The following is a 13,260-nucleotide window of genomic DNA, read 5'->3' as shown; positions in this document are numbered from 1 at the left end:
ATTTTTGAATGGAATATCAGATGATGAGACAAACTATTTTTGAAAACAGAAAAAGACAAACACCAAAAATGACGTTTGTCTTCGTTCTGAGCCCTATACAAGGGCTTAGTGTATTTAGGAGACTATACTTCAAACTCATAGAGTGCTGTAGATAGGTAACGTTCTCCGTTATCTGGTGCAAGCGCAAGAACTTTTTTACCTTCCCCAAGTTTTTTAGCAACTTCGATTGCTGCGTAGATAGCAGCTGCAGAAGAAATACCTACCAAGAAGCCTTCTTTTCCGCCAATCTCACGACCAAGTGCGAGAGCATTGTCTGAGGTTACGCGAACGATACCATCATAAGCTTCTGTATCAAGTGTTTCTGGGATGAATCCAGCAGAGATACCTTGAATTTTGTGAGGTCCTGGTTTTTCACCTGATAAGATTGCTGATTCATCTGCCTCAACTGCAAAAACTTGAATGTTTGAATTAGCAGTCTTAAGAGCATGAGAAACACCTGAAATAGTTCCTCCAGTACCAACACCAGCAACAAAGGCATCTAAACCATCAGCTCCGAAATCAGCTAGAATTTCAGCTCCTGTTGTTCTTTCGTGAACTTCTGGGTTAGCTTGGTTAATAAACTGTAATGGTAGGAAACCATCACGCTCAGCAGCAATTTCTTGCGCTTTTGCAATCGCACCTTTCATTCCTTCGCTACCAGGAGTGAGGACTAGTTCAGCTCCATAAGCTTGGATAATTTTACGACGTTCAACACTCATGGTTTCAGGCATAACGATAACAACTTTATAGCCTTTAGCAGCACCAACCCATGAAAGTCCGATACCAGTATTTCCACTTGTTGCTTCCACAATAGTAGAACCTGGTTTAAGTTTACCTTCTTGTTCTGCTTTTTCAATCATACTTAGGGCGATACGGTCCTTAACGGACGATCCTGGGTTAAAAGCTTCAAGTTTTACATAAACATCTGCTGCACCTTCTGGTACAATGTTATTCAATTTAATAATCGGTGTTCTACCGATGAGTTCTGTGATATTGTTATAAATTGCCATATTAGCACCTCTTTATATAAGATGCTACTAGTATAACGCTAACTTTAACTTTTGTAAAATATAGAAATCCTATCGGAGTGATAGGATTTTTTTATATCAGTGATTCAAACCATTCATATTCAAACGATTATGATAAGCTAAGTCAAATAAATAGGTGTAAAGAGGTACAATATCAGTTTTCTTTGGAAATTCAAATTTGTGAGAATTAAAATGCTCATTGTGAGATTTTAAAAAGGCATTTTCTAAATAAGTAATCGTAATCTCGCTATCATCAATCCCAAGTCCAGCAGTTTCCATCTCAACATTGACGATGTTCATGAGGAAAATTGATTTGATAGACATCTTTCGTCCAGTTGCCCCTTGTTTATCTGTAAAGATGATACGGATATTAGTAAAGATAATTGAATCACGAATGAGTTTATATCCGCTTTGAATTTCCTCCTTGTCCAATAAATACTGTTCAAATTCTTTGGTAAGAGCTTCTTTACTTTGCTCACTGAAGTTTCCAGCCAGTCCCTGAATTAATCTTCCAAAAGCCATATGATATTTCCTTTCTTTATGATAGGTTTACAGGTACTTCAACTTCACGTAAACCTTTGTCAGTTAGAGTAACTTTTCCATTGAAAAATTCAATGAGATCAGCCTTGATACCGTCTTTCTTTTCTTTATCAATGAAAATCATCGTGTCAACTTGATCTGTAAAGTTTGTCTCTAATTCTATGAGATTATGCTCTTTAAGAAAATTCCCATATTCTTGATACTGGGCATAGGTCATGTGAATCTGTATCCCTGCTTGCTCTTTGATTTCAATAATGCCAATTTCCTTAACTGCTAGGGCAACACTACCAGCATAAGCGCGAATCAAACCACCAGCTCCTAGTTTGATACCACCAAAATAACGAGTAACTACCACACAGACATTAGTAAGGTTGTGATTCTCCAGAACTCCTAGCATAGGAACGCCAGCAGTCCCACTAGGTTCTCCATCATCACTAGTTCGCTTGATTTCACTACGCTCACCGACAATAAAAGCAGAGCAGTTGTGGGTAGCTTTATAGTGTTCTTTTTTAATAGTTGTGATAAAATCACGAGCCTCTTCCTCACTATAGACACGTTTGGCATGACAGATAAAGCGTGATTTTTTGATTTCTTCTTGGACTTGTCCGTCCTCTTTTATAGTTCTGTATTCCATATTTTTATTGTACTAAAAAATAGCGTAAAGTTCTACATTTTACGAATAAAGAAATATGAAAGTAAATCCAAATTATCTCGGTCGCCTTTTTACCGAGCAAGAATTAAGTCATGAGGAGAGACAACAAGCAAAACAAATTCCATCCATGAAAAAAGAAAAGGGGCAACTATCTTGTCAGCGTTGTGGTAGTCAGATAGAAGAAGAATGGCATTTGCCTATTGGTGCTTTTTATTGTCGAGAATGCTTGATTATGAAGCGAATAAGAAGTGATCAAAAACTCTATTACTTTCCGCAAGAATGTTTTCCCAAACAAGATGTACTCAAATGGTCAGGTCAACTGACTCCATTTCAGGAGCGGGTATCACAAGGACTCCTTCAGGCGGTAGATAAGAAGGAGGCTACCTTGGTACATGCAGTGACAGGAGCTGGTAAGACAGAGATGATCTACCAAGTTGTCGCCAAGGTGATTGATCAAGGTGGAGCTGTTTGTCTGGCCAGTCCACGAATTGATGTTTGCTTAGAGCTACATAAACGACTACAAAATGATTTTGCATGTGAGATTGCGCTACTACATGGGGAGTCGGATCCCTATTTTCGTACACCTTTAGTTGTAGCAACCACTCACCAACTATTAAAATTTTATCAAGCTTTTGATTTATTGATTGTGGATGAAGTGGATGCCTTTCCTTATGTTGATAATCCAGTGCTTTACCATGCTGTCAACAATTGTGTAAAGGAAAATGGATTGAGAATATTTTTAACAGCAACGTCAACAGATGAGTTAGATAGAAAAGTTAAACAAGGGGAGTTAAAGCGTCTCAGTTTACCTCGTCGTTTTCATGGAAATCCTCTCATTGTTCCCAAGCCAATCTGGTTATCAAATTTTAATAAATATATAGAAAAAAATGGTTTACCTCCAAAATTAAAACTTTACATCGAGAAACAGAGAAAGACAGCCTATCCTTTACTAATCTTTGCATCTGAAATAAAAAAGGGAGAAAAGCTAAAAGAAATTTTGCAGGCGAAGTTTCCGAATGAGAAAATAGGATTTGTATCTTCAATCACAGAAGACAGATTAGAGCAGGTACAGGCCTTTCGAGATGGAGAGTTAACGATGTTAATAAGCACAACTATATTAGAGCGTGGAGTTACCTTCCCTCGTATAGATGTTTTTGTGGTGGAAGCCAATCATCAACTCTTTACCAAGTCAAGTTTAATACAAATTGGTGGACGAGTTGGAAGAAGCATGGATCGTCCTACTGGAGAACTGATATTTTTCCATGACGGACTCAATCTGTCCATTAATAGAGCCATAAAGGAGATTAAACAAATGAATCAGGAGGCAGGAGTATGAAGTGTTTATTGTGTGGTAAAAACTTGCAAACAGAGATAACCTTTACTAACCTGCTCTGTTTTAAAAAGGAGGAGGAACTAGTCTGTGAATCCTGTATTTCGTCTTTCGAGAGCATTGGTGGTAATCATTGTCCGAGTTGTTTTAAAAAAGGTTTGTCAACTATTTGTCAAGATTGTCAATTTTGGTGTAAAAAAGGTGTAAAGGTTGATCATAGAGCTCTTTATTCCTATAATCAGGCTATGAAAGAGTATTTTAGTCGCTATAAATTTGATGGTGATTATCTTCTTAGAAAGGTATTTTCTGAGATATTGCAAAAAGAGTTAAAGAAGTATAAGGACTATCAGATTGTGATTGTTCCTCTGAGTGACCAGCGTTTAAAAAGCAGAGGCTTTAATCAAGTAGAGGATTTGATAAAGGATACTGGGTTAGCATATCTGGATATTTTGGTTAAAAAAGAAGTGGAGGCTAGTTCTTCAAAAAATCGATCGGATCGCTTACTTGCAGAATTTCCCTTTTTGTTGAAAGATGGCGTGAAGCTTCCAGAAAAGATCTTACTCTTTGATGATATTTATACAACTGGAACTACCTTGAATCGTCTTAAAAGTATGCTTTTAGCAGCTGGTTGTCAGAATATTAAAACTTTTTCCCTCGCAAGATGAGGAAAAAGTTTGCAAAAAAAATATGAAAGCGTTATAATATAATTAGAAAAACAAATATGTTTAGAAAGAAGGTACTTATATGATTAAATATAGTATCCGTGGTGAAAACCTAGAAGTAACAGAAGCAATTCGTGATTATGTAGTTTCTAAACTCGAAAAGATCGAAAAATACTTCCAAGCAGACCAAGAATTGGATGCGCGTGTTAACTTGAAAGTTTACCGTGAAAAGACTGCTAAAGTTGAAGTAACCATTCCGTTTGGATCTATTACTCTTCGTGCAGAAGATATTTCTCAAGATATGTACGGTTCTATTGATTTGGTGACAGATAAAATTGAACGTCAGATTCGTAAAAACAAAACTAAAATTGAACGTAAGAACAGAAATAAAGTATCAACAAGTCAACTCTTTACAGATGCTTTAGTTGAGGACTTAGATGTAGCACAACCAAAAGTTGTTCGTTCAAAACAAATTGATTTGAAACCAATGGATTTGGAAGAAGCTATCTTACAGATGGATTTATTGGGACATGACTTCTTTATCTATGTAGATGTTGAAGATGAAACAACAAATGTTATCTATCGTCGTGAAGATGGAGATATCGGTCTTCTAGAAGTTAAATAATCTTAATAATTAGTTTGTAAAGGTGGTTTACACTAGTGTAAACCACTTTTTAGTTTGGATGATTTACTATTATCTGAATATAGGGTTCCCTCTTTAAAAGTCGCTTTTTGGCTACATTTATGGTATAATAATGCGCAAGAGGTTTGTAATGAAAAAAAATGAAATAAATCCCTTTTTTATGTATCTGATTGCTATGGTAACCTTTACGATTATGACCATTTTGATTGTGTTAGTAAAGGATAATCTTATCACTATAGCAAGTCTATTTTTATTTATTGTATTCTATGTTTTGCTATTTAATTTCCAGAAAAAATATTACAAAAAAACAGATATCGAGCAAATCCAGTATGTCAATCATCAGGCTACGGATAGTTTGAGTGCTCTGTTGGAGCAAATGCCTGTCGGGGTTGTTAAATTAAATATGAACAGCAGTGAGATTGAATGGTTCAATCCCTATGCGGAGTTAATTTTGACAACCGAGGATGGAGAAATTGATTTTCCTCAATTTCAAAAGATTTTAAAGAGTTCGATTTCTTCCCCAGGGGCTTATGCCATTGTTGGGGAGAAACGTTATGCAGTGCATTTGGATAGAAATTCGGGTGTCTTATACTTTTTTGATGTTTCTGGTGAGTATGAGGCGACTGCTGAATTGGTAACAAGTCGTCCTGTAATTGGAATTATCTCAGTTGATAACTATGATGATTTGGAAAATGAAACGTCTGAATCAGACATTAGTCATATTAATAGCTTTGTTGCAAATTTTGTTTCAGAATTTGCTGGGAAACATGCCATGTTTTCTCGTAGAGTGAGCATGGATCGCTTCTATTTATTTACGGACTATACCGTACTTGATCACTTGATGCAGGATAAATTTTCTGTGATTGATATCTTTCGTGAGGAAGCTAAGCAACGAAATTTGCCACTAACGATGAGTATAGGAGTTTCCTATGGTGATGGGAATCATGACCAGATTGGGAAGGTTGCTCTCCTCAATCTCAACTTAGCGGAAGTTCGTGGTGGTGACCAAGTAGTTGTAAAAGAGAATGATGAAACCAAAAATCCAATCTACTTTGGAGGCGGTTCAGCAGCATCTGTTAAACGTACTCGGACACGAACTCGTGCTATGATGACAGCTATCTCAGATAAACTTAAAAGTGTCGATCGAGTTTTTGTTGTTGGTCACAAGAATCTTGACATGGATGCTCTTGGTTCAGCAGTTGGAATGCAGTTGTTTTCGAGTAATGTACTAGAAGATAGTTATGTGATTTATGATCCTACACAGATGTCTCCAGATATCGCTCGAGCGGTCAATTATTTGGAAGATGAGGGTGTTTCAAAACTTCTTCCTTTAAATCAAGCGATGACAATGGTTACCAAACGCTCCTTACTGGTGATGGTTGACCATTCTAAGACAGCTTTAACCTTATCCAAAGAGTTTTATGACTTATTTACCCAGACGATTGTCATTGACCATCATCGTCGTGACCAAGATTTTCCAGATAATTCGGTCATTACCTATATCGAGAGTGGAGCTAGTAGTGCTAGTGAACTTGTAACTGAGTTGATTCAATTTCAAAACTCTAAGAAGAAACGTTTGAGTCGTATTCAGGCTAGTGTTCTTATGGGAGGGATGATGTTGGATACTAAAAATTTCACCTCTCGGGTAACTAGTCGAACTTTTGATGTTGCAAGTTATCTCAGAACTAGAGGGAGTGATAGCATTGTCATTCAGGAAATTTCAGCCACTGATTTTGAAGAATATCGATTGGTAAATGAATTAATTTTACAAGGGCAAATGGTACAGCCATCAATCCTGGTTGCTCAAGCTTTGGAGGATAAAGAGTACGATACGGTTGTTATTAGTAAGGCTGCTGATGCTATGCTTGCCATGTCTGGTATAGAGGCCAGCTTTGTACTTGCTAAGAATAGTCAAGGAGCAATCTCCATTTCTGCGCGAAGCAGAAGTAAGATCAATGTCCAACGAATTATGGAAGAGTTAGGTGGCGGTGGTCACTTTAACTTAGCTGCGGCACGTTTGACAGATATGAGCCTGCAAGAAGCAGGAGATAAACTGAAAACAGTTATTTTTAATGAAACAAAAGAAAAGGAGTCAGAAGAATGAAAGTAATCTTTTTAGCAGATGTTAAAGGTAAAGGGAAAAAAGGTGAAATTAAAGAAGTACCAACTGGATATGCACAAAACTTTTTAATTAAGAAAAACCTTGCTAAGGAAGCTACAGCTCAAGCCATTGGTGAGTTGCGTGGTAAGCAAAAATCAGAAGAAAAAGCACATGCAGAGATGCTTGCAGAAGCGAAGGAAATTAAAGAAAAACTGGAAGCAGAAGAAACAATCGTTGAATTTGTTGAAAAAGTTGGTCCAGATGGACGAACTTTTGGATCTATTACCAACAAGAAAATTGCAGAAGAATTACAAAAACAATTTGGTATTAAAATTGATAAACGCCATATTCAAGTTCAATCACCAATTCGAGCAGTTGGTTTGATTGATGTTCCGGTTAAGATTTATCAAGATGTAACAAGTGTAATCAATCTTCGTGTCAAGGAAGCTTAATTTACGATTGGTTGACAATATTGTAAAAGGAAGGAAAGTCTGATGGCAGAAGTTGAAGAACTGCGTGTTCAGCCTCAAGATATCCTAGCAGAACAATCTGTTTTAGGAGCCATTTTTATTGATGAGACTAAACTCGTTTTTGTCCGAGAATATATCGATTCACAGGACTTCTTTAAGTATGCTCACCGTTTGATTTTTCAAGCTATGGTTGATTTGTCTGATCGTGGAGATGCTATTGACGCAACCACAGTTCGGACGATACTAGATAGCCAGGGTGATTTACAAACTATTGGAGGCTTGTCTTATCTGGTTGAGATTGTCAATTCAGTGCCAACCTCTGCCAATGCGGAATACTATGCTAAAATTGTAGCAGAAAAGGCTATGCTTCGGCGCCTGATTGCTAAGTTGACAGAGTCTGTAAACCTAGCCTATGAAGCTTCTCAACCTGCGGACGAAATTATTGCTCGTGCAGAAAAAGGCTTGATTGATGTCAGTGAGAATGCCAATCGAAATGGCTTTAAAAATATTCGCGATGTATTGAATATCAACTTCGGAAATCTAGAAGCTCGTTCTCAACAGACTTCGGATATCACGGGTATTGCGACAGGTTATCGAGATTTAGATCACATGACGACAGGTCTGCATGAGGAAGAATTGATTATTTTGGCAGCTCGTCCTGCGGTTGGTAAGACAGCTTTTGCTTTGAATATTGCGCAAAATATCGGAACCAAATTAGACAAGACAGTTGCTATTTTCTCTCTGGAAATGGGTGCTGAAAGCTTGGTCGATCGTATGCTGGCTGCGGAAGGGTTGGTAGAGTCGCATTCTATCCGTACAGGTCAATTGACTGAGGAAGAATGGCGCAAGTATACGATTGCTCAGGGTAATCTGGCTAATGCAAGTATCTACATTGATGATACACCAGGGATTCGAATCACAGAAATTCGCTCTCGTTCCCGTAAACTGGCTCAGGAAACAGGTAATCTAGGCTTGATTTTGATTGACTATCTTCAGCTGATCACAGGGACTGGTCGAGAAAATCGTCAACAAGAAGTATCTGAGATTTCCCGTCAGTTGAAAATCCTAGCAAAAGAACTCAAAGTTCCAGTTATAGCTCTCAGTCAGCTTTCTCGTGGTGTAGAGCAACGTCAAGATAAGAGACCAGTTTTGTCTGATATTCGTGAATCTGGATCTATTGAGCAGGATGCTGATATCGTAGCCTTTCTCTATCGTGATGACTATTATGAGCGCGGTGGTGAAGAGGAGGAAGGCATTCCAAATAATAAAGTAGAAGTGATTATCGAGAAAAACCGTAGCGGTGCTCGCGGAACGGTAGAATTGATTTTCCAAAAAGAATATAATAAATTTTCAAGTATTTCGAAGATGGAGGAACCAAGATGACAGACGCATTTACAGATGTGGCTAAAATGAAAAAAATCAAAGAAGAAATTAAGGCGCATGAGGGACAAGTGGTAGAAATGACCTTAGAAAATGGTCGTAAACGCCAAAAAAAATCGTTTAGGAAAACTAATTGAGGTTTACCCATCGCTCTTCATCGTTGAGTTTGGAAATGTTGAAGGAGACAAACAGGCTAATGTCTATGTTGAATCTTTCACTTATTCAGATATTTTAACGGAAAAGAACTTAATTCATTATTTAGATTAAGGATATTCATGAAAGTGGGAAGTTTCTCACTTTTTTCTTTTTCTTTCGAATGATATAGATGAGGTCAACCTCAAAAATCTAATTATTTGAAGGAGAATGCATGACATTTACTAAAGCAGGACATAAAAAGGGAACTTTTCTCAGAAAGACAGCTGTAGGCTCAGCTTCACTAGTTTTAGCAGGTATTTTTTTATTTAGTGGAGGAACTGTTCATGCCAACCAGGCAAACAATGGATCACTAGCACGAGGAGATGATTATCCTACTTATTATAAAAATGGGAGTCAGGAGATTGATAAATGGCGCATGTATTCTCGTCAGTGTACTTCTTTTGCAGCCTTTCGTTTGAGCAATATCAATGGTTTTGAAATTCCGGCGGCTTATGGAAATGCTAATGAATGGGGATATCGTGCTAAACGAGAAGGTTATCGCGTAGATCAGCGCCCAGCAATTGGTTCTATCGCTTGGGATACGAGTGGACAGTATGGTCATGTCGCTTGGGTATCCAATGTTTTTGGTGATATGATTGAAATTGAAGAATACAATTATGGAGTCAGAGAAAGGTACAATCGACGAACGGTAAAGGCCAATTCTATGACTGGATTCATTCATTTTAAAGACGTGGGGAATGCTAGCGCAGGGAATTATCAGTCTGCTCCTGTCTCTAGCGGGACACATATTTTTACAGAAAAAGCAGCCATTATGGATCAGCCATCACTAACAGCAACGATTATCGATTATTACTATGCGGGAGAAAGTGTTCATTATGATCAGACTCTTGAAAAAGATGGCTATAAATGGATTAGTTATATTTCACGAAGTGGGAACAGACGTTATATCCCGTTAATTAAAACGGAAACCTCTAAGAATGGTTGGGAAAAAGAAGGAACTGTTTGGTATTATTATGAAAATGGTCAGAAAGCAGTCGGTTGGAAGAAGATTAATGGAAACTGGTATCATTTGCAAGCTGATGGTACAATGACGACAGGTTGGTTAAAAGATGGTTCTAAGTGGTATTATTTGAAATCGTCTGGCGAAATGCAGACAGGCTGGTTAAAGGATAACGGAACATGGTACTATCTTGAAAGCTCAGGTGCTATGAAGGCTAGCCAGTGGTTTCAGGTTTCAGGGAAATATTACTATGTAAATTCATCGGGAGCTTTAGCAGTCAATACGACTATCGATGGTTTCCAAGTTGATAGCAGTGGTGCGCGAGTAGAAAATCCAGCATCATAAGTGTTATTCAGCATTTGGGCTCTTCCTAATGGTATTTTTCCCTGCTTTCCTTTATAATGGGTGTATGGACAAGAAAAAATTACTACTAATTGACGGTTCTTCAGTTGCTTTCCGAGCATTTTTTGCACTTTACCAGCAACTGGATCGTTTTAAAAATGACAATGGACTTCATACCAATGCTATCTACGGTTTTCACCTGATGCTAAATCACCTACTGGAGCGTGTTCAACCGAGTCATATCTTGGTTGCTTTTGATGCGGGGAAGACGACCTTCCGTACAGAGATGTATGCAGACTATAAGGGTGGTCGTGCCAAGACTCCGGATGAGTTTCGTGAGCAATTTCCTTTTATTCGTGAGTTGCTAGACCATCTTGGGATTCGTCATTATGAGTTAGCTCAGTATGAAGCAGATGATATCATCGGGACTCTGGGTTGTTTGGCTGAAAAGGATTCTTTTGATGTAACTATCGTCAGCGGAGACAAGGACTTGATTCAGTTGACAGATGAGCATACTGTGGTTGAGATTTCTAAGAAAGGTGTGGCTGAGTTTGAGGCCTTTACACCAGAATATCTCATGGAAAAGATGGGAATCACACCAGCTCAATTTATTGATCTTAAGGCTCTCATGGGGGATAAGTCAGATAATATCCCTGGCGTTACCAAGATTGGTGAAAAGACTGGTATTAAGCTCTTGCTGGAACACGGCTCGCTTGAAGGTATTTATGAAAATATCGATAGTATGAAGGCTTCTAAGATGAAAGAAAATCTCATCAATGATAAGGAACAAGCCTTTCTGTCTAAAACACTAGCTACCATCGACACGAAAGCGCCGATTGAGATTGGACTGGATGATTTGGTTTATAGCGGTCCAGATGTGGAAAATCTTGGGAAATTCTACGATGAGATGGGCTTCAAACAACTCAAGCAGGCTTTAAATGTATCATCAGCTGATGTGGCTGAGAGTTTGGACTTTACTATTGTTGACCAAGTCAGTCAAGATATGCTAAGCGCGGACTCCATCTTTCACTTTGAACTTTTTGGTGAAAACTACCATACAGATGACTTGGTTGGTTTTGCCTGGTCATGCGGAGATAAGTTCTATGCTACAGATAAGCTGGAACTTCTACAGGATTCGATTCTAAAGGATTTTCTAGAAAAAACACCTCTGAAAGTATATGACTTTAAGAAAGCTAAAGTTCTCTTAAATCGTTTTGGTTTGGACTTGCAGACTCCTGCTTTTGACAGTCGCTTGGCCAAATACCTTCTCTCTACTGTAGAGAATAATGAAATTTCAACCATTGCTAGTCTCTATGGTCAAACTTACCTAGTCGATGATGAAACCTTCTATGGTAAGGGTGTCAAGAAAGCTATCCCTGAGAGAGAGAGATTCTTGGAGCACTTGGCTCGCAAGCTTGCTGTGCTGGTTGAGACAGAGCCTGTTTTACTTGAAAAATTAAGTGAAAACGGACAATTAGACCTTCTTTATGATATGGAGCAACCTCTGGCCTTTGTTCTTGCTAAGATGGAAATCGCTGGGATCAAGGTTAAAAAAGAAACTCTACTCGAGATGCAAGCTGAAAATGAGCTTGTCATTGAAAATCTGACTCAAGAGATTTATGAATTGGCTGGTGAGGAGTTTAACATCAACTCGCCTAAACAACTTGGCGAATTGCTTTTTGAAAAGCTAGGTCTCCCCATAGAATACACCAAGAAAACCAAGACAGGTTATTCAACAGCAGTGGATGTGTTAGAGCGCCTAGCTCCGATTGCCCCAATCGTCAAGAAAATTTTAGATTATCGTCAAATTGCTAAGATTCAATCGACTTATGTGATTGGTTTACAGGATTGGATTTTAGCGGATGGCAAGATTCACACGCGCTATGTTCAGGATTTGACTCAGACAGGTCGTCTATCTAGTGTGGATCCAAACTTGCAAAATATTCCTGTTCGCTTGGAACAAGGTCGCCTCATTCGTAAGGCATTCGTGCCAGAGTGGGAAGATAGTGTCCTTCTCAGCTCTGACTATTCACAGATTGAGTTGCGAGTTTTGGCGTATATCTCTAAAGATGAGCACTTAATCAAGGCCTTCCAAGAGGGAGCTGATATCCATACCTCGACAGCCATGCGTGTCTTTGGAATTGAACGTCCTGAGGATGTAACTCCGAACGACCGCCGCAATGCCAAGGCTGTCAACTTTGGAGTGGTTTACGGAATTTCAGACTTTGGTTTATCGAATAATCTGGGCATTAGTCGTAAAGAGGCTAAAGCATACATCGATACCTACTTTGAACGCTTCCCAGGAATTAAAAATTACATGGATGAAGTGGTTCGTGAAGCGCGTGATAAGGGTTATGTAGAAACTCTCTTCAAACGTCGTCGTGAGTTGCCAGATATCAATTCGCGTAACTTTAACGTTCGTGGTTTTGCAGAGCGTACAGCTATCAACTCACCTATTCAAGGATCGGCTGCAGATATTCTCAAAATCGCTATGATTCAGCTAGATAAAGCCTTGGTAGCAGGTGGTTATCAAACTAAGATGCTGTTACAAGTACACGATGAAATTGTTCTTGAAGTGCCTAAGTCAGAATTGGTAGCTATTAAAAAACTTGTCAAACAAACCATGGAAGAAGCCATTCAACTCAGTGTGCCCCTGATTGCTGATGAAAATGAAGGCGTGACTTGGTATGAGGCCAAATAAAAAATAGCCTATCAGACAAAAAAGAAATCCCCTTGAACGTTACTGTTCAAAGGGGATTTTTGGTGAGAAAATTTTTGTAAGCAAAGATAAACTCGATTTTATCTAACTATATAGTAGAATTATTTGATTTGTTTCTTTTGTTCTTTTTTTGCAAGGATTGGTAGAATAACACCTAATCCAATCAGAATAATTGGGGTCAAGATGTTTGTAAGAAGA

At 38.4% G+C, this 13,260-nt stretch carries 11 protein-coding genes and 1 pseudogene; 9 read left to right on the top strand and 3 right to left on the bottom strand.

Annotated features, from left to right (window positions below; all coding sequences use genetic code 11):
* Positions 1–122 precede the first annotated feature (122 nt).
* The 3 genes from cysK to HMPREF2805_RS01055 form a co-directional block, all read right to left on the bottom strand.
* Positions 123–1,049 carry a cysteine synthase A gene (gene cysK / locus HMPREF2805_RS01065; protein ID WP_075231033.1) on the bottom strand — a complete coding sequence of 309 codons (927 nt, stop codon included), beginning with the start codon at positions 1,047–1,049 and terminating at the stop codon, positions 123–125.
* Between the two features lie 96 nt (positions 1,050–1,145).
* Positions 1,146–1,589 carry a PH domain-containing protein gene (locus tag HMPREF2805_RS01060; protein ID WP_075231032.1) on the bottom strand — a complete coding sequence of 148 codons (444 nt, stop codon included), beginning with the start codon at positions 1,587–1,589 and terminating at the stop codon, positions 1,146–1,148.
* A 16-nt stretch (positions 1,590–1,605) separates the two neighbouring features.
* Positions 1,606–2,241, bottom strand: coding sequence for a YigZ family protein (locus HMPREF2805_RS01055; RefSeq protein ID WP_049526161.1), 636 nt, complete (start codon positions 2,239–2,241; stop codon positions 1,606–1,608).
* Positions 2,242–2,296: 55 nt separating this feature from the next.
* On the opposite strand from HMPREF2805_RS01055, the gene HMPREF2805_RS01050 reads away from it, so the two are divergent.
* The 9 genes and pseudogenes from HMPREF2805_RS01050 to polA all read left to right on the top strand — a co-directional run bounded on the left by HMPREF2805_RS01050 (position 2,297) and on the right by polA (position 13,044).
* Complete coding sequence (locus HMPREF2805_RS01050) at positions 2,297–3,595, top strand: ATP-dependent helicase ComFA (protein ID WP_075231031.1); 1,299 nt, start codon at positions 2,297–2,299, stop codon at positions 3,593–3,595.
* On the top strand, positions 3,592–4,254 hold the full coding sequence (locus HMPREF2805_RS01045; RefSeq protein WP_075231030.1) for a ComF family protein: 663 nt from the start codon (positions 3,592–3,594) through the stop codon (positions 4,252–4,254). The genes HMPREF2805_RS01050 and HMPREF2805_RS01045 overlap by 4 nt, the downstream gene beginning before the upstream one ends.
* 79 nt (positions 4,255–4,333) lie before the next feature.
* Entirely contained in the window at positions 4,334–4,876 is a 543-nt protein-coding gene (hpf, locus tag HMPREF2805_RS01040) for a ribosome hibernation-promoting factor, HPF/YfiA family (RefSeq protein WP_075231029.1), read from the top strand.
* Between the two features lie 148 nt (positions 4,877–5,024).
* On the top strand, positions 5,025–6,998 hold the full coding sequence (locus tag HMPREF2805_RS01035; RefSeq protein ID WP_075231028.1) for a DHH family phosphoesterase: 1,974 nt from the start codon (positions 5,025–5,027) through the stop codon (positions 6,996–6,998).
* Complete coding sequence (gene rplI, locus HMPREF2805_RS01030) at positions 6,995–7,447, top strand: 50S ribosomal protein L9 (RefSeq protein ID WP_000864205.1); 453 nt, start codon at positions 6,995–6,997, stop codon at positions 7,445–7,447. The genes HMPREF2805_RS01035 and rplI overlap by 4 nt, the downstream gene beginning before the upstream one ends.
* A 42-nt stretch (positions 7,448–7,489) precedes the next feature.
* The gene (gene dnaB / locus HMPREF2805_RS01025; protein ID WP_000852500.1) at positions 7,490–8,848 is read left to right on the top strand and encodes a replicative DNA helicase; all 1,359 of its coding nucleotides are present in this window, start codon (positions 7,490–7,492) and stop codon (positions 8,846–8,848) included.
* A pseudogene (locus HMPREF2805_RS10915) lies at positions 8,845–9,112 on the top strand (Veg family protein). The gene dnaB and the pseudogene HMPREF2805_RS10915 overlap by 4 nt, the downstream one beginning before the upstream one ends.
* A gap of 100 nt (positions 9,113–9,212) precedes the next feature.
* On the top strand, positions 9,213–10,346 hold the full coding sequence (locus HMPREF2805_RS01015) for an N-acetylmuramoyl-L-alanine amidase family protein (protein ID WP_075231027.1): 1,134 nt from the start codon (positions 9,213–9,215) through the stop codon (positions 10,344–10,346).
* A gap of 64 nt (positions 10,347–10,410) precedes the next feature.
* Positions 10,411–13,044 carry a DNA polymerase I gene (gene polA / locus HMPREF2805_RS01010; protein WP_075231026.1) on the top strand — a complete coding sequence of 878 codons (2,634 nt, stop codon included), beginning with the start codon at positions 10,411–10,413 and terminating at the stop codon, positions 13,042–13,044.
* The last annotated feature ends 216 nt before the right edge of the window (positions 13,045–13,260 follow it).

Source organism: Streptococcus sp. HMSC034E03 (assembly GCF_001811505.1).
GTDB lineage: Bacteria > Bacillota > Bacilli > Lactobacillales > Streptococcaceae > Streptococcus.
Note: the sequence above shows the minus strand (reverse complement) of the source record. Positions and strands in the feature narration are given on the sequence as shown.